The 17,357-nt window shown below is 28.3% G+C and carries 15 protein-coding genes; 6 read left to right on the top strand and 9 right to left on the bottom strand.

Going from position 1 to position 17,357, the window contains the following annotated elements; translation table 11 throughout:
• Positions 1–162: 162 nt before the first annotated feature.
• From BM335_RS13295 to BM335_RS13265, 7 genes are read right to left on the bottom strand one after another with little or no spacing between them, the layout of a single operon-like run.
• The gene (locus BM335_RS13295) at positions 163–1,632 is read right to left on the bottom strand and encodes an oligosaccharide flippase family protein (protein WP_090228970.1); all 1,470 of its coding nucleotides are present in this window, start codon (positions 1,630–1,632) and stop codon (positions 163–165) included.
• Positions 1,632–2,711 (bottom strand): non-hydrolyzing UDP-N-acetylglucosamine 2-epimerase, encoded by a 1,080-nt coding sequence (gene wecB, locus BM335_RS13290; RefSeq protein ID WP_090228965.1) that lies wholly within the window; start codon positions 2,709–2,711, stop codon positions 1,632–1,634. Before wecB ends, BM335_RS13295 begins: the two co-directional genes overlap by 1 nt.
• Positions 2,708–3,982 carry a glycosyltransferase family 4 protein gene (locus tag BM335_RS13285; RefSeq protein WP_090228962.1) on the bottom strand — a complete coding sequence of 425 codons (1,275 nt, stop codon included), beginning with the start codon at positions 3,980–3,982 and terminating at the stop codon, positions 2,708–2,710. Before BM335_RS13285 ends, wecB begins: the two co-directional genes overlap by 4 nt.
• Entirely contained in the window at positions 3,979–5,169 is a 1,191-nt protein-coding gene (locus BM335_RS13280; RefSeq protein WP_090228958.1) for a glycosyltransferase family 4 protein, read from the bottom strand. Before BM335_RS13280 ends, BM335_RS13285 begins: the two co-directional genes overlap by 4 nt.
• A gap of 5 nt (positions 5,170–5,174) precedes the next feature.
• Complete coding sequence (locus tag BM335_RS13275) at positions 5,175–5,690, bottom strand: class I SAM-dependent methyltransferase (RefSeq protein ID WP_090228953.1); 516 nt, start codon at positions 5,688–5,690, stop codon at positions 5,175–5,177.
• A complete protein-coding gene (locus BM335_RS13270) occupies positions 5,680–8,106 on the bottom strand; it encodes a YfhO family protein (protein WP_090228949.1) in 2,427 nt (808 codons plus the stop codon). The genes BM335_RS13275 and BM335_RS13270 overlap by 11 nt, the downstream gene beginning before the upstream one ends.
• A 3-nt stretch (positions 8,107–8,109) precedes the next feature.
• Positions 8,110–8,364 (bottom strand): DUF4834 family protein, encoded by a 255-nt coding sequence (locus tag BM335_RS13265; RefSeq protein WP_090228946.1) that lies wholly within the window; start codon positions 8,362–8,364, stop codon positions 8,110–8,112.
• Between the two features lie 99 nt (positions 8,365–8,463).
• On the opposite strand from BM335_RS13265, the gene BM335_RS13260 reads away from it, so the two are divergent.
• Genes BM335_RS13260 through BM335_RS13235 form a run of 6 tightly spaced genes read left to right on the top strand, consistent with a single transcriptional unit; the run spans position 8,464 to position 13,885 of the window.
• Positions 8,464–9,435, top strand: coding sequence for a transporter (locus BM335_RS13260; protein ID WP_090228943.1), 972 nt, complete (start codon positions 8,464–8,466; stop codon positions 9,433–9,435).
• 9 nt (positions 9,436–9,444) lie between these two features.
• Positions 9,445–10,563 carry a GTP cyclohydrolase gene (locus BM335_RS13255; protein WP_090228938.1) on the top strand — a complete coding sequence of 373 codons (1,119 nt, stop codon included), beginning with the start codon at positions 9,445–9,447 and terminating at the stop codon, positions 10,561–10,563.
• Positions 10,563–11,270 carry a 16S rRNA (uracil(1498)-N(3))-methyltransferase gene (locus tag BM335_RS13250; RefSeq protein ID WP_090228934.1) on the top strand — a complete coding sequence of 236 codons (708 nt, stop codon included), beginning with the start codon at positions 10,563–10,565 and terminating at the stop codon, positions 11,268–11,270. The genes BM335_RS13255 and BM335_RS13250 overlap by 1 nt, the downstream gene beginning before the upstream one ends.
• A 5-nt stretch (positions 11,271–11,275) precedes the next feature.
• Entirely contained in the window at positions 11,276–11,926 is a 651-nt protein-coding gene (locus BM335_RS13245; protein ID WP_090228931.1) for a DUF4159 domain-containing protein, read from the top strand.
• Between the two features lie 2 nt (positions 11,927–11,928).
• Positions 11,929–12,834 (top strand): bile acid:sodium symporter family protein, encoded by a 906-nt coding sequence (locus BM335_RS13240; protein ID WP_090228928.1) that lies wholly within the window; start codon positions 11,929–11,931, stop codon positions 12,832–12,834.
• A gap of 4 nt (positions 12,835–12,838) precedes the next feature.
• Positions 12,839–13,885, top strand: a complete 1,047-nt coding sequence (locus BM335_RS13235; protein ID WP_177219218.1) for a 1-acyl-sn-glycerol-3-phosphate acyltransferase — start codon at positions 12,839–12,841, stop codon at positions 13,883–13,885.
• On the opposite strand, the gene BM335_RS13230 is transcribed toward BM335_RS13235, so the two are convergent.
• Positions 13,875–16,790 (bottom strand): serine hydrolase domain-containing protein, encoded by a 2,916-nt coding sequence (locus BM335_RS13230; protein WP_090228920.1) that lies wholly within the window; start codon positions 16,788–16,790, stop codon positions 13,875–13,877. The two genes, BM335_RS13235 and BM335_RS13230, sit on opposite strands and share 11 nt — an antisense overlap.
• An 80-nt stretch (positions 16,791–16,870) precedes the next feature.
• Positions 16,871–17,356 carry an ABC transporter ATPase gene (locus BM335_RS13225; RefSeq protein WP_090228916.1) on the bottom strand — a complete coding sequence of 162 codons (486 nt, stop codon included), beginning with the start codon at positions 17,354–17,356 and terminating at the stop codon, positions 16,871–16,873.
• Position 17,357 lies beyond the last annotated feature (1 nt).

Here is a 17,357-nt window from a genome sequence, read left to right as displayed (position 1 = left end):
ATTAAAAATGCTAAATATATCAATAAAATAGGCTCATACGGTAACTTTAATTACAATTCATGAGCAACAATAAATGTAAATTTGAATTGAAATTAGATATATAACACTGCTGAAAGTTAAGAGTAATCTTAATTTTTTATAAAAGACCACTAGCACAAAATGTTAGTGGTTTTTTTGTTTTTTTAAAAGCTTAAGAAACAATTCATTCAGTTCTTTTGAAATTTTAAATTGATTGATTAAAAAAATATAAACTCCTGAAATTAAAATTCCTTTTATTCCCATATTTATAATGGGATGGAAAGGAAAATTCCAAAAATAAAAAATTATAAAAACCACAGAAAGAACAATTGAAATTTTAATTGTTTGAATGCTAAATGGCTGGATTTTAAATTTAGACTTTATGTAAAATATTTTAATTACGCTATACACAACCATAACTATTAAAGTTGCAAGTGCTGCGCCATCAATACCAATTAATGCTATTAACCACTTGTTTAAAAATATTACTGTAACAGCCATTGCAATTGACAAATAGAAGAATATTTTGTAATACACAGAATTTACTAAAATAGCATTTCCTGTTCCTAAAGCTAATTCTACTAATTTTGATAATGATATTATTAACACTACCCAAACACCTTTTGTATATTCTGGTTTATTAATTAATTCATACATATCATTTATGTTTAAATTAATCAGCAAGAAAAATAACCCACCAACAATTAATAAATTTATAGAAGTTTGTTGGTACATTTTTTCAACTTCTACATAATTATCATCATTCATATCTTTTGCAGTAATAGGGCTTGTAATTTGTTGCATTGCACGTGTAGGAATTGCAATAACACTTGCAATATAAATTCCCACAGAATAATAAGCAACTTGTGCTATTTTTTCCATTTGAGGAATCATAAATTTGTCTATTTCAAGCAAAATTCCAGCGGCTGAACCTGCAACAATTATATAAAATGAAAAGGACATTATTTCCTTTATATTATTTGGCAACACAAATTTAAGCGTTGGTTTATACACATAAAACGCATACAACATCATAATAAGCGTACTTAAACCGTAAACAACTACAACGCTATAAATAAACTGCTCATTTGTTAACCATTTTAAATACACAGCCACCAATAAAAATGAGGTGCAAATACGCGGAAATAATTCTTTAATAAAATTTCCAAAAACCGATTTTAAATGCACTTTTGTCCACGCATAAAAAACTTCAAAATAGCCCATAAAAATGGCGGTAATAAAAATTAAATAGGTATAATTTTTTATTATAGGGTTTTCTTCTGAAATCCAATTGGCAATGTTTTCATAAATTAAAGTTCCTATTAAAGCTAACGGAATAATTATAAATAACGGAATTACTAATGTTGTTGCTAAAAAATTATCGCGCTCAAACTTCGTTTTGTAGGATGAATAATACTTAATAATGGTATTTTGCATCCCAAAAACCAAAAGCGGTAATAAAATATTTGCTGCAGAAAGTAAAAAAGTAATTAAGCCAAAATAGTCTGCATGCAAAAAGTGAGTATATAAAAACAACACATTAATACCGCCAACTCCAAATCCTAAAAATAGAATGATGGTATTAATAAAAGATTGTTTTAATACAATTCCCATTAGAGTATTTTTAGTATTTCTTTGTACATATTTTCACCAACATTGGCTCCATATAAATCCATTTTAAAATTAGCGGTTGAATCTTGAAATGCAATAAAAGCCTTTACCATTTTAACAGCATCGCTACCAACCATTTTAGCAAATCCATTAGTAACCAGTTCAATCCATTCTGTTTCTTCTCGGGCAATTATACAATGCTTTTTATTGAAAAATGCTTCCTTTTGAAGTCCTCCACTATCAGTAATTACCAAATTACAATTCTTTAGTAATTCTAACATATCAAAATAACCAACCGGATCAATTACTTTTATATTGAAGTTTAAATTATTTGATTTTAAAATTGCTTTAGTTCTAGGATGCAATGGTAAAACCACTGTTTTTTCTTTACCAATAGTTTCTAAACCTGCAAAAATGGAATTTAAATTTACCAAATCATCGGTGTTTTCTTGACGATGAATTGTCGCTAGTACAAATTCATTTTTCTTCAAATTTAAATCAGAAATAATGGTAGATTTTTCTTGTGAAAATTGACTGTAATATTCCACAGCATCTTTCATAATATCACCACTTTTTATAATTTTTGATGGCATATTTTCAAAGCCTTCATTCACCAAATTATCAATAGCACTATCTGTTGGGCATAACAATAAATCAGAAATTCTATCAGTTAAAATTCTATTAATTTCTTCGGGCATTTTCATATTAAAAGAGCGTAAACCAGCTTCAATATGAATTACTTTTATGTGCAACTTTTTTGCTGCCAATGCACCGGCTAATGTGGAATTTGTATCACCAAAAACTACAACTGCATCTGGTTTTTCTGCAATTAAAACTTCTTCAATTTTTTGCAACATTTGTCCAGTCATAGCACCGTGACCTAATCCGTTTATTGCCAAGTTATATGTTGGCTTTGGAATTTCCATTTCACTAAAAAAAATGTCGCTCATATTTGCATCATAATGTTGCCCAGTATGCACAATCACTTCTTCAAAATCATTATGATTAGAAATTATTCTGCTTAAAACGGCAGCTTTTACAAATTGTGGACGAGCTCCCAAAATGGTTACAATTTTTTTCATGTAGTAATTTGATTAATTATTTCTACCACTTTTTTAGTCAATTCTTTTCTATGAAACTTATTTATTCCATTTGAATTAATGGTTAAATTCCCATTTTTAAACTGTGAATACAACTCTAAAATATGGTTTTTTAAACTAATTTCATCATTAAAATCAATAACCTTTCCGGCATTAGAATTATTTAGTATTTCGGCTAAATCTCCATTGGCTGGAGCAATTGCCAAAATTGGACGTTTTGCCATTAAATATTCAAATATTTTACCCGTAAGAATACCTTTTGCACTTGGCACATTGTTTACAATCAACAACAAAACTTGTGATTTTTTTTGAAATTCAACCACCTCATTATGAGAAACATAATCAATTAAACTCACATTTTTTGAAAGTCTGAATTTCTCAATATCATTTTTAACTGAATCATCAACTTTTCCAATTAACTTCAACTGAAAATCCAACGCAAAATCAGTGTTTTCTAAAAGTATTTCAGCTAAAACTTTCCACAACATTACAGGATTTCTATCTGCATTCATTAAACCAATATGTGTTAAAGTAAACTTTTTATCCAACATATTATTATCTTGAACCTCACCATCAAAACCATTGGTTACAACAAAAATATTTTTGTTAAATGGCTGATAATTCTGTTTCATTGTTTCGCCTACAACCAACACAGCATCAGATAATTTCAATACATTTTGCTCTAATTGATGATGTTTTTTAATCGCTTTTTTTGATAAAGGTAACTGATGAAAATAATCTATTTCCGTCCAAGGATCTCTAAAATCTGAAATCCATTTTATTCCTAATTGTTGTTTTAATTGTAAACCAATTAAATGTAAACTATGAGGCGGACCTGTAGTTATTACTACATCAATATTATTTTTTGAAATGTATTCCTTTAAAAATTTAACGGAAGGTTTCACCCAAAATTTACGAGCATCAGGAATAAAATAATTTGCACGAATATATTGTAGTATTTTCCCAAAAAAAGTTGGGTTTGGATTTAAAAATCCGGCACTTTCAGTTTTCTTTTTTCCGAAGAATGAAAGTAAATTATTTGGTTCCCAAATTGGTTGTTTTAGTATTTCTATTTCGTTTGGAATATCTTTTTGTAATGAAGCATCTTGAATTGGGTAATTGGCATTTTCAACCGTATAAACAATGGGTTCAATACCAAAATCACGAAAATATTTTACAAATTTTAACCAACGCTGCACTCCAGAACCACCGGCTGGCGGCCAATAATATGTAATTATCAGTGCTTTTTTCATTGATTAAAATTTTGATATAATTCTATCAGTTTTTCTGAAGTTTTTTCCCAGTTAAATTCATTTTCAATAAATGCCTTTCCGCTTTCACCAAATTTAGTTTGTAACACTTTTACATAAAATAATTCCAATACTTTTTCTGTAAAATCTATACTATTTTCAGCTTTATGTACCAAACCAGCATTTGCTTTTTCAACAATATTTTTTTGAGATAAAGCATCGCTCACCAATAATGGTTTTCCAAAACTCATGTATTGAAATATTTTATTTGCGTACGTGGTATCGTGGTGTAAATTTCTATGTAGTGGCGAAATACAAACCGAACTAGCTAAAATATACGATGGAAATAATTTTTCGTTTTGCCAACCTTCAAAATCTACATATTTTTCAATGTCCAAATCTTCCGCCTGTTGTTTTAAAAAAATATCAGAGGTATTACTACCAACAATTACCAATTTTATTGATGGAATTTTATCTTTTAAAACAGCAACACTTTCAATAGCTGTTTGCAAACCTCTTCTTAAACCAGTATCACCAACATATAACAACATAAAATTATGTTTATATTTTTCAATAATACTTTGGTTAATTTCTGCCTTTGTAAAATATGATTTATGAACCGTATTTGGAACAACCACAATTGATTGTGAATCTTTCCCTACTCTACTAACTATCTCTTCCTTAGATTCTTCAGTTACAACAACAACGGCATCTGCTTTTTTTATAAATTCTTCTTCTTTTGCTTTCCATTTTATTGAAGAAATTAAAAACTTTCCAGGAAATTTCTGTAAATGTGGATAAAATTTCATGATTTCAGGTCTGTTTTCATGCAAATCCTGCACTGTTTTTAAATTCAATTTTTTGTTTGCAGTAAAAACAGCTTCAGCAATCTGAATGTCGTGAATATGAATAACTTCAATAGCGTTTTTTACTAAAAAATGGTAGATTTTTTTGACTAATAATTTTGAATAAATTGGAATTGTATAGGCAAGTGCAGACGATTTATAAATAAATTTATTAGATTTATAACGCTTTACTTGAATACCGTTAATAGTTTCATTTTTTAGTTCATCAGCATATTTTAAACAAAACAAAAATACTTCATGGCCATTTTCAATTAATGAAATAGCTTCATTTGCCACTCTTGGATCAGGTGGAAATGTTTTGTCTAAAATCATTCCTATGCGCATTGTATCTATTTTTCGGCGTAAATCGCGTAGTATCTTGGTGTGAACATTCGTAAAATTGGTCTAATTCCAATTTTATTGACAGGGCTAGTCCACTTTTGTGTTTTTTTAATTGTCCAACCCGTTTTTTCAATGAGCCAATTAAATTGCCAATCTTCAAACTCATGATAATGTCTATCACGCATATCAGTTTTACTTCTGTATGCTTTTGCAAACCATAAATTTAATGGAATGGTTGCTATTATTTTTTTTGATTCAATAGCTTTTAATACTTCGTAAGGTGATAGTAAATGTTCAAAAATTTCAAAGGCAGTTACAGCATCAACTGTATGTTTTCTTACAATTTCTGGCAATTCATCTAAATCTTCACCCAACGTATTAATAACTGTATAACCATTTTGTTCCATAATTTCAGAAAATGGATTGCGAACACCCAAATCTAAAATTGTTGCTGGTGCTGGTAAAACAGCTTGTAAAAATTCCAACGTATGTTTATAACGTTTTGATGGTATTTTAGCGTACATTTTTCTTCTTTTTATCTATAAAAAACCATCCAACAACAATTAACAATAAAAAGGCAGACGAAACTAATGCAATGGTATTTCCTTTTTTTATGATTGTTGGCTCAAATTTAAACTCAATTGTATGTTTACCTGCAGGAATTTCCATCCCTCTCAACACATAATTGACTCTATAATACGATTTTAAAACACCATCAATATAGGCATTCCAACCATCTTTATAATATATTTCAGAAAAAACTGCAAATTGATTTGTAGAAGTATTTGAGCTATATGTTAAATGATTATCTTTAAAATTTACCAAATTAATTGTCGCTGTAGAGTCTTTTTCAAATTGAGTGCTAAAATTATCAGTAACAAATCTTTTATCTATTATTGCTTCTGATTTTGTTTTTAAACTATCTAAACCTGTAATTTCTTCATCTGCATTTTCAGCAACTTTAATGGTATTTACAAACCAAGCATTTCCATTTGCATCAGGGTTTTGTTGTGCATTTAATCGTTGATTACCATCTTCAAACATAAAATATTTAGTGTTTAGCATATTTAACACTTCCATATTATTTTTAGCAATTTGAAAATCGAACAACTCTTGATATCTTCCTAATTTTGCAGCGTGATAACCCCCAATTGAATTATGAAAATAAGAAGTACTTCCATCATTCATTGGGTCAACCGCAAAATTAGCTACTCTGTAATACGTTGTATCTTTTAGTATTTCTTTATCAATTTCAGAAGCAACAAAAGGTTTATCAATTTCACGAGCATTTTTAAAATCATCAGCATTTACATATCGTTTATCAACAGTAATTAAATCAAATAAAATTAAAATACCCAAAACCAGAATTGTAGCATTTATCTTTATCTTATCTTTTAAAAATAACCATAAAACTCCTGCTGAAACAACAATCAAAATTAATGTTCGTAAACTATCGGCAAAGAAAACAGCTTTTCTATCAGCAATAATTGCATCTAATAAACCTGGTAAAAGTTGATTATAACTTTCATCTCTTACACCTTCAAAAGCAAATAAACTAGTACCAAACAAGGTAAATATTAAGGCTAAACCTCCAACAATATACAATGCTTTTTTTAAGGCATTAAATTTAATTTCAACGGCATGTTTATTTGAAAACCAATCTTTTAAACCTAAAATTGCTAATATTGGAATTGCCATTTCTGCTAATACTTGAATAGAAGAAACTGCTCTAAATTTATTGTACATTGGCACATAGTCAATAAATAAATTGGTTAAAACATTAAAGTTTTTTCCCCAACTTAATAAAATTGAAAATATAACTACAGCAACTAACCAATTTTTGAGTTTCCCTTTTACTAAGAAAATAGCTAAAACAAATAAAAATATGAGTATGGCGCCAATATATGCTGGCGCTTCAACAATTGGCTGTTTTCCCCAATATAATGGTGCATATTGTGCAAATTCTTTTGCCTGACGTGGATCTGCTTTGTCTTTTAAAAACTGATAAATATTAGAATCTAATCCAACATCTTCATAATTTCCTCCACCTGTAAAACGAGGAATAAATAAATTAAACGTTTCTGCAATTCCGTAACTATATTCGGTTATATAATCTTTTGATAAGCCTTTAACTTTTTCTTTTTCAGTTCCATCAGGCTTAATTGTTAGTTCACTTTTTCCACGTGTACTGTAATTTACATATTCTTTGGTTGCCAATAAACTTGTTGCATTTACACCAATTGCCAATACCACAGCAACCACCAAAACAGCAATACTTTTAAAAAAATCTGGTAATTGTTTTTCTTTATATGCATCAATTATGTAAACAATTCCAAGAATTAAAACTGCAAATAATAAATAATATGTCATTTGCGGATGCCCAGCACTTACCTCCAAAGCCATTGCAATTGCGGTTAGCACAAATCCCCATAAATAGTTTTTATTTAATGTGAGTAAAATTCCCGATAAAACCATTGGCATATAAGCAATTGCGTGTGCTTTTGCATTATGACCAACGCCTAAAATTATAATGTAATATGTTGAAAATCCGAAGGCTAAAGCTCCTAAAAGTGCTAATTTCCATTCTACTTTTAAAACCGTCAAAAGTATAAAGAAACTTAATAAATATAAGAATAAATAATCTGCAGGACTTGGTAAAAAACGCAATACATCATCTAAGGCTTTTACAAAATTATTTGGGTATTTTGTACTTAAATTATATGTTGGCATTCCGCTAAAAGCAGCATTTGTCCAATAGGGCTCTTCTCCATTTTCGGCTCTAAAATCGTTCACCTCTTTTGCCATTCCAATAAAATGCTTAATATCATTTTGGAATATTTTTTTGCCTTCAAGAACCGGTGAAAAATAAGCTACAGAAATTAATACAAAGGCAATTACTATAATAAAATAAGGAGTAAGCTTTTTAAAATTATCTTTCATAAATTAGTCTTTAACTTCTTCGTAATCAACATAATCACCTACATCTTTGTTGCTTTTTGGTTCATTTGGTTTTTTAGCAATTACAGTTTCGCCAACTTTTCCTGTATTTTCATTATATTGATTTTGCTGTTGTTCGTTGTATTTTTTTTGAACATCTTTTACAATTTTTTGCACAAATAATGGCAAAATATATTTGCTAATAAATTTAAATACATAGTATACAATTAGAATAATTGCTATTGTTCTTAACAATCCCATTTCATAAAATATTTATAATTTTCAAAAATAACAATTTGAGAGTAACTAAAACGTTTAATTATATAAAATCTTATATTTACAGCCAAATCTACAAACTTTATGAAAAGATATTTTTTGTTAATAATTGCAATAACTGGTTTTCAAATTGTTAGTGCTCAATATACTGAAATAATTAATTCTAAACGTCCTGGATTTTCGGAAAGTCCGTATAGTATTGGAACTAATGTGTATCAAGTTGAAGCTGATTTTTTTTACAGATCAAGTAATAATCCATCTATTTTAGGCAGACCATCATCTTACGGAAGTGATATTTTTTTAAGATATGGAAAGTTTGACGAAAAATTAGAATTGAATTTAAATTTAACCTATCAAATTGATGAAGTTAAAAGTCCGTTTGACAAAAATTATTTTATTCATGGAATAAGTGATTTAACAATTGGAGCAAAATACTTAGTATATCAGCAAGAATTTGCCGATAGATCTAAAGAAATTAGAAGTTGGAAAAAAAGAACAGCATTTGATTTTAAACGTTTAATTCCTTCCGTTGGAGTTTATGGTGGTGTACATACAAACTTTTTTGTGAATGAATTATTTTTACATAAAGACGCATTTATTGATAGCAATATTTTTGAGGATGGTATGAGTTATAAAGGCGCCTTACTTTTGCAAAATGATTTTAATGATAGATTAGTGCTTCTTACAAATTTAATAGCTGATAGAATTGGATCGGAAAATGATTATTACTCATACATTGTTACTTTAACGTATGCTGTAAACCAAAATTGGTCATTTTTTATAGAAAATCATGGAAAATTTAAAACAGATTATTCACCAGAACAACAATTTGGAACAGGTTTAGCCTATCTAATATCTCCAAACCTACAAGTAGATGCAGCTGCAAGAACAAATTTTTTTGATAATTATTCATTTGTATATGCTTCAGCTGGTATTTCTTGGCGATTAGATAAACATCAAGATGCTATTATTTTTAAAAACACACCTATTAAAAAAAATTCAACTAAAAATAAAAAAGGTTTTTTTAAACGCCTCTTTAGTAAAAAAAGAAATTAAAAATATTATATGATTACCATAAAAGAAATGATTTCAAAGAAGGAACTAAAACAATTTGTTCAATTCCCTTTTGAATTATATAAAAACAATCCTTATTGGGTTCCACCAATTATTAATGATGAATTAGAATCTTTCAACAAAGATATTAATCCGGTTTTTAAACATGCAGAAGCCCGATTTTTTGTAGCTATAAAAAACAATAAAATTGTTGGACGCATAGCTGCAATTATTAACTTCACAGAAATAAATAATCAAAACCTAAAAAAAATGCGTTTTGGTTGGTTTGATTTTATTGATGACATAGAGGTATCATCATTACTTTTATCAAAAGTAGAAGAAATTGGAAAACATAATCAACTAAAGTTTATGGAAGGTCCTGTTGGTTTTTCTAATTTAGATAAAGTTGGCGTGCTTACAGCAGGATTTGATCATATTGGCACTATGGTAACTTGGTATAATTATCCATATTATCAAGATCATTTTAAACAAATGGGTTTTACGGTTGAAAAAGAATATTTAGAAAATAAATTCCCTTTTAAAAATGTAGTTAAAGAACCAATTGAACGTGTTTCAGAAATTTTAAAGAAACGTTATGAGCTTACTTCACTAAATTTTACAAAAACAACAGACATTATGCCTTATATAAATAAAATGTTTGATTTGTTTAACAAAAGTTACGCGTCTTTGCCATCGTTTGTACCAATTTCCGATATAGAAATTGATTATTTTAAAAGAAAATATATCTCATTTATAAATCCAGATTACATAAAATTTGTTGTTGATAAAAATGATGATATGATAGCTTTTGCAATTACAATGCCTTCTTTTTCAAGAGCGTTACAAAAAGCAAAAGGCAAGTTATTACCATTTGGTATATTTCATTTATTAAAAGCAAAAAGAGAAAGTAAAGATGCAATTTTTTATTTAATTGGCGTACGACCTGATTATCAAAATAAAGGAATTCACGCCTTAATATTTTTAGAATATCAAAAAACATTTGAAAAGCTAGGTATTGTAAATTGTATTAGAACACCAGAATTGGCTAGTAATAAAGCAATAGCAGCTGTTTGGAAAAATTTCTCACCTGAAACCTATAAAAAACGTTGTACTTTTAGAAAAGATATTTAATGCAATTATTTTACAATCCTGCAATAACAATAACCACAAAACAATTTACTTTCGATAAAACCGAAAGCAGACATATTGTGAAAGTTCTTCGAAAAAATGAAGGCGATACAATTTTTATTACCAACGGTTTAGGAGATTTATTTACTTCAAAAATAATTGCTGCAAATGATAAAAAATGTTTGGTTGAAATTACTGCAGTTGAAACTAAACAAAAAACTTGGAATTATTATTTGCACATTGCCATTGCACCCACAAAACTAAACGATAGATTTGAATGGTTTTTAGAAAAAGCAACTGAAATTGGTATTGATGAAATTACCCCAATTATTTGTGACCACTCTGAACGCAAAGTACTGAAAACCGACAGAATGGAAAAAATAATTCAATCTGCAGCTAAACAATCACTTAAATTTCATTACCCAAAATTAAACGAACCTATTAGTTTTAATGCCTTTATAAATTCAACATTTGAAGGACAATTATTTATTGCACATTGCGAAGAAACCAATAAAAAATCTTTAAAATCTACTTTAAAACCCCAAACTAAAATTACCATTTTAATTGGACCTGAAGGTGATTTTTCAACCAAAGAAATTAAACAAAGTTTGCAACATTCGTTTATTCCTGTATCTTTGGGAGAAAGTCGATTGCGCACTGAAACAGCTGGTGTAGTTGCCGTGCATAGTGTAGCTTTTGTAAATGAATAAACTAAATGAAGTCTTTAAAAATACTTTTTTTTATAAGTTGCATTGCAACATTTAACACAGTTTTTTCACAACAAATTGCTGTTTTAAAATATAATGGCGGTGGTGATTGGTATGCAAATCCAACTGCGTTACCCAACTTAATTAAGTTTTGTAATAGTTTTATAAAAACTTCAATAAAAGAAAATCCTGAAACAGTTGCTGTAAATAGTATTGACTTATTTAATTATCCAATAGTTTTTATGACAGGCCATGGCAATGTGTTTTTTGCTGAAGACGATGCTGAAAACCTTAGAAATTACCTTATTGCTGGAGGGTTTTTACATATTTCAGATAATTATGGTTTAGATAAATTTATTAGAAAAGAAATTAGAAAAATATTTCCTACATTAGATTTTCAGGAAATTCCATACAATCATCCCATTTTTCATCAAACATTTAATTTTGATAAAGGTGTTCCTAAAATACATGAACACGATAATAAAGCTCCGCAAGGTTTTGGTTTATTTTATGAAGGACGATTGGTTTGTTTTTACGATTATGAAGCCGATTTAAGTGATGGCTGGGAAGATGAAGAGATTCATAAAGATCCTTTTGAAATTCGTGAAAAAGCCTTAAAAATGGGAGCAAATATTATAGAATATGCTTTTAAAAATTAACTATGATTGAAAATCTAGATTCCTTAAAAATAAATTTTGATACAGAAGGCCTTTGGGTGTTGAATATTACTTTAGCCATTATCATGTTTGGTGTTGCTTTAGGAATAACAATAGAAGATTTTAAACGGTTATTTAAAAATCCTAAAATTCTTTTTACAGGAATAATCTCTCAATTTATTTTATTACCTTTTGTTACTTTTATTTTTATAAAACTAGTAAATCCTATGCCAAGTATAGCGTTAGGAATGATGATGGTTGCTGCATGCCCAGGTGGAAATATCTCGAATTTTATGACGCAAATGGCAAAAGGAAATGCCGCACTTTCCATAAGTTTAACAGCTTTTGCCACCTTAGTTTCTTTAGTTATGACACCTTTTAATTTAAGCTTTTGGGGGAATTTATATGCTCCAACAGCCGAAATTCTTCAAACTGTTGAATTAGACCCTTTGGAATTGGTGAAATTAGTAACACTTATTTTAGGAATACCACTTATAATTGGCATGTTAGTTAGAAAATACAAAGAAGCTTTAGCGCATAAATTACAAAAAGTATTAAAACCACTAAGTCTAGTTATTTTTATGCTTTTTATTGTAATTGCCTTTTATGATAATTTAAGTATTTTTATGAATTACGTGCACTACGTATTAATTTTAGTAATAGCACACAATTTATTAGCGTTATTATTAGGCTTTTATTTTGCCAAAGCAATGAAACTTTCCTACAAAGATCAAAAAACATTATCTATTGAAACTGGTATACAAAACTCAGGTTTAGGATTGCTTCTAATCTTTAGCTTTTTTAACGGATTAGGCGGTATGGCTTTATTAGTTGCCTTTTGGGCAATTTGGGATATTTTTTCAGGTTTAGCATTAGCAACTTATTGGGCTAAACAAAAAACAAAAAATTAATATTTTGGAGAATATTTGGTACAAAATAGTTAGGTTTTATGTGAAAATTGGACTTTTTTTTACGTTAAAAAAAATTGAAGTTCATGGTACAAAAAATATTCCTAAAAAAGGCGCTGTTTTATTTGTAGCAAATCATCAAAATGCTTTGTTAGATGCTATTTTAATACCAACAACAAACAGCAGAAATATTCATTTTTTAACTAGAGCAAGCGCTTTTAAAAACAAATTAGCCAATAAAGTTTTACGAAGTTTAAATATGGTTCCTGTCTATAGATTAAGAGATGGAAAAAATAGTATTCAAAAAAATATAGCAATCTTCGAACAATGTTTTGAGTTTTTAAAAAATAAAAAAGGGTTACAAATTTTTGTTGAAGGAGAACATCATCAATTAAGAAGAGTTATTCATTTAAAAAAAGGCTTTGCTCGTATAATTTTAGGAACCTTGCAAAAATACCCAACATTAAATATTCAAATTGTTCCAGTTGGTATTAATTATGATCAACATTTAAAATACCCGTGTAGCACATCTATTTACTATGGAAAACCTATTAATGCAAATCAGTTTTTTGATTTAGAAAATCCAGATTTTACATTTAAAGTTATTATAAAAGAAGTTAGAGATGCGCTAAAAAAATTGACACTTCATATTGAAGACACTAAAAATTACGATGAAATTTTATCTAAATTAAATGCTGCAAATGTTGATTTTTTGAATCCCATTAAAGCGAATGAATTGTTAAAAAAAATTGATGAATTAACACCACAAAAACCACGTAAAACTATTAATTGGTTAGCTCCAATATATTTTTTGGCAAAAATAAATAGTGTTTTTCCATTACTTATTTGGAAGTATTTAAAACCTAAAATTAAAGATGTTATTTTTACAAATACGTTTAGATTCGCTTTAATAACAACCGTTTTTCCATTATTTTATTTAATTCAAACAGCGGTTATTTATAGTATTTTCAACCTAAAATATGCGCTAATTTATTTGTTAATGTGTATTTTGTTAGGAATTATTACAACCAAAACAATGAATGTTAATAGATAATGGCGTCTTGTATATATTGCTGAATAATAGTTCTAATATTTTCTCTAACCAACCCTCTATTTTCTGCTGTTGGAAACACTCTGTTAGATAAAAATACATATACAATTTCACTTTCCGGATCAGCCCAAGTATAGGTACCTGTAAAACCACTATGCCCAAAACTTTTATCAGAAACACAGCCGCAAGTAGCTTTTTCAGCTTCTACAATTTGTGGTTTATCAAACCCTAAACCTTTTCTAACTTTTTGATCCGCATAATATCTATGATTAAACGTATCTATAGTTTCAGTTTTAAAATAACGTTTACCGCCATAATATCCTTTTTGTAAATACATCTGCATGATTTTGGCTACATCATTAGCATTAGAAAATAAACCAGCGTGACCTCCTATTCCACCTTGCATAGCAGCACCCATATCGTGCACATAGCCATGTATTAAATTATATCTGTAATAATCATCTTTTTCGGTTGGAACGATTTCACTTAAATTAAACTTTTCTATAGGTAAATATGTGGTTCTGTTTGCACCTAAGGCTTTGTAAAAATGTGCTTGGGTTAGTTCATTTAAATTTTTTTTATAAAGCTTTTCAATATACTCTTTAAATAAAAAATACGATAAATCGCTGTATTTATATTGTGGAGTATCTAACAAATCAGTTTTCGCAATTATATCTATAATTGAATCTTTATAATCTGTGCGTAAATATAAACTATCATAAACCTTTAAGTTGAATTTTTTTGAAGACTCTTTTCTATAATATACAGTAGCGGGATGATTTGTACTATCTAATGTTTTTACGTAAAAAGGAACCCAAGCTTGCAACCTTCCATAATGAGATAATACTTCTTTAACCGTTATTTTGTTCTTATTGGTTTTTTTTAATTTAGGCAATAACGTTCCTAATGTAGTTTCTAATTTAATAGTTCCTTTTTCCTCTAATTCCATTATTAATGGCAACAATGCTAAAATTTTTGTTAAAGAAGCAACATCATACAAATTACTATTTTCAACCTTTAAACTATCACTATCCGTTTGATTTCCAAAACTTTTATTATAAATTACTTTTCCTCTTCTAGCTACTAATATTTGCATTCCAGGCGCCATTTTTTCTTTTAAAACAATAGCGGCCATAGAATCAATTTTTTTTAGCTTTTCAGAACTCATACCAACTTCTTCAGGAATTGTGTATGCTAATCTTTTTAATGAAGTTGATATTAATCCGTGACCTTCAGAAAAAATATTATGTATAGAAACTGGTAATTTTCCTTTTGTTTCAATAGCTCCAAAAATCATTTGTGCTGAAATTTCTTGTGAAAGAATACTGTTTTGATAGGAAACTAATAAGCCTTCAATATTTTCGAAAGTATCAACATCTAATAAACTATACGGACTTGCAAAAACATCAATAATTACTTTTTTTAATCTGGCAATTTCTTCAATCCAAACCAACTCTTTATTTAAAAATTTATAACCTTTCCAAGGATTTACATTCGATTTATGGTAACCAATTATAACCAAATTATATGGTTCAAGTTGCGTTATTAAATCATCTAAATTTTCACTAGAAACAACATCTACATTTGTGTAATTTTTCAACATATTTACAAAGGCACTTCCATCATCGTCACCAAATTTCACATATGCAATGTTCTTTTTATCTAAATTTTGAATAGGAAAAATAACACCATCATTTTTTAATAATGAAATAGAATTTTCTACTAATTTTCTATGCAACAAATCGTCATTTATAGAATTTAAATCGTTTTGTAAATTATTTAAATCAACAAATTTTGAAGTATTTAAACCAGCCCAAAACTTAGCTTTCAATATTTTTTTTACAGAATAATTTAAACGTTCTTCAGTTATAATTTTATTTTCAAGTGCATTTTTAATTTTTAACACTGCAGCAGGAACATTTTCAGGAATTAACAATATATCATTACCAGCTAAAAATGCTGCTAAATCAACTTCGCCTGGTTCTGCATAATTTGATGCGCCTTTCATATTTAGTGCATCGGTTAAAATTAAACCATTAAATTTTAATTTATTTTTTAATAAATTGGTAATAACATTGTAAGAAAGTGACGTTGGTAATTGAATATTGGGTTCTAATGCACTTACACTTAAATGCGCTACCATAACACTTGTTAAGTTATTATTTATAAGCGATTTATAAGGATATATTTCAATAGAATCTAACCTATTAAAATCAAAATCTAATACTGGTAATGTTTTATGCGAATCAGATGAAGTGTCTCCATGACCAGGAAAGTGTTTAGCACTTGACAGCACATGTTGACTTTGAATTCCTTTTATAAAAGCGATAGATTTTTCGGTCACATTTTCTCTACTTTCACCAAAAGATCTGTTGCCAATTATTGGATTTTCTGGGTTTGTATTTACATCAACTACAGGCGCAAAATTTATATGAATACCCAATCGTTTGCAGTGTTTACCTAATTGAACACCAAAATCTTCAATTAATTGATTATTTCTAATGGCTCCTAACGTCATGTTCCAAGGAAAGCGATACGTGTTTTTTAAACGCATATCTAAACCCCATTCTCCATCAAAACCAATTAATAAAGGTATTTTAGATTTTAACTGATATCTATTGGTTAAAACTGCCTGTTTTTCAGGAGTTCCCTGCATAAAAATTAAACCCCCAATATTGTACTTTTCAATTAAACTATCAATTACTTCGCTATGTTTTTCATCGGAATTTGAATAGGCTTGCACCATAAATAATTGGCCGATTTTGTCATCAATGGTCATGATGTTTAACAAAGAATCTACCCATTTTTTTTGAGCAAATTCATCTTTTGCTTTTAAAGGATCTAGTTCTTGTGCCTGCAGCAAAAAATTGCTTAATATTAAAAAAGTGAAAAGTATTCTTTTATACATTCAAATAAAATATGAAAGAGTTTATATTATAGATTTATAAAAGTTATAATAAAAAATAACGCTAATAATAATACTTATTTTTATACTAAAAATCGTTGATGCCAACTATCTTTAGCTTCAACTTCCCATTTTAAATTAAAATCGCCTTTTGTAGTAACCATATTATTAAAAACAATGGTTTTTGGTGTAATTTTTTCTTGTTTAGCGAATTTTTGAAAATCAGCTAAAGTCACTACATTTATATTATCATTATCTTTAAATGAAATGTTTAATTTATTGGTTAAATCTATAGAAAATTCTTTCTCTAATTGTTTTATTAAATTTACAGAAGCATCAATGGAACAACCAGAAACATTATTAAAGTTTTCATCAACAGCCAACACAATAAATTGATTGTACACTATTGTGTACGATGCTTTTAAATCGTCACCGTGACGTACCCAATTTTGTAAAAAATTTTCAACTTTTGTTTTAATTATTACCATTTCATTCGCTGAAAATTCTCTATTGGATTGATATACCCAAATTCTGGCAGAATTATCTAAACTTTCAAAATCAACAAACATA

This window comes from Lutibacter maritimus (genome assembly GCF_900116115.1).
Lineage (GTDB): Bacteria > Bacteroidota > Bacteroidia > Flavobacteriales > Flavobacteriaceae > Lutibacter > Lutibacter maritimus.
Note: the sequence above shows the minus strand (reverse complement) of the source record. Positions and strands in the feature narration are given on the sequence as shown.

What these genes read in the sequence shown, in the direction of transcription:
- BM335_RS13250 (WP_090228934.1), top strand. Translation starts at nt 10,563, where the DNA reads ATGCAATTATTTTACAATCCTGCAATAACAATAACCACAAAACAATTT.
- BM335_RS13275 (WP_090228953.1), bottom strand. Translation starts at nt 5,690, where the DNA reads ATGTACGCTAAAATACCATCAAAACGTTATAAACATACGTTGGAATTT.
- BM335_RS13255 (WP_090228938.1), top strand. Translation starts at nt 9,445, where the DNA reads ATGATTACCATAAAAGAAATGATTTCAAAGAAGGAACTAAAACAATTT.
- BM335_RS13225 (WP_090228916.1), bottom strand. Translation starts at nt 17,356, where the DNA reads ATGTTTGTTGATTTTGAAAGTTTAGATAATTCTGCCAGAATTTGGGTA.
- BM335_RS13280 (WP_090228958.1), bottom strand. Translation starts at nt 5,169, where the DNA reads ATGCGCATAGGAATGATTTTAGACAAAACATTTCCACCTGATCCAAGA.
- BM335_RS13265 (WP_090228946.1), bottom strand. Translation starts at nt 8,364, where the DNA reads ATGGGATTGTTAAGAACAATAGCAATTATTCTAATTGTATACTATGTA.
- wecB (WP_090228965.1), bottom strand. Translation starts at nt 2,711, where the DNA reads ATGAAAAAAATTGTAACCATTTTGGGAGCTCGTCCACAATTTGTAAAA.
- BM335_RS13295 (WP_090228970.1), bottom strand. Translation starts at nt 1,632, where the DNA reads ATGGGAATTGTATTAAAACAATCTTTTATTAATACCATCATTCTATTT.
- BM335_RS13245 (WP_090228931.1), top strand. Translation starts at nt 11,276, where the DNA reads ATGAAGTCTTTAAAAATACTTTTTTTTATAAGTTGCATTGCAACATTT.
- BM335_RS13270 (WP_090228949.1), bottom strand. Translation starts at nt 8,106, where the DNA reads ATGAAAGATAATTTTAAAAAGCTTACTCCTTATTTTATTATAGTAATT.
- BM335_RS13285 (WP_090228962.1), bottom strand. Translation starts at nt 3,982, where the DNA reads ATGAAAAAAGCACTGATAATTACATATTATTGGCCGCCAGCCGGTGGT.
- BM335_RS13240 (WP_090228928.1), top strand. Translation starts at nt 11,929, where the DNA reads ATGATTGAAAATCTAGATTCCTTAAAAATAAATTTTGATACAGAAGGC.
- BM335_RS13230 (WP_090228920.1), bottom strand. Translation starts at nt 16,790, where the DNA reads ATGTATAAAAGAATACTTTTCACTTTTTTAATATTAAGCAATTTTTTG.
- BM335_RS13260 (WP_090228943.1), top strand. Translation starts at nt 8,464, where the DNA reads ATGAAAAGATATTTTTTGTTAATAATTGCAATAACTGGTTTTCAAATT.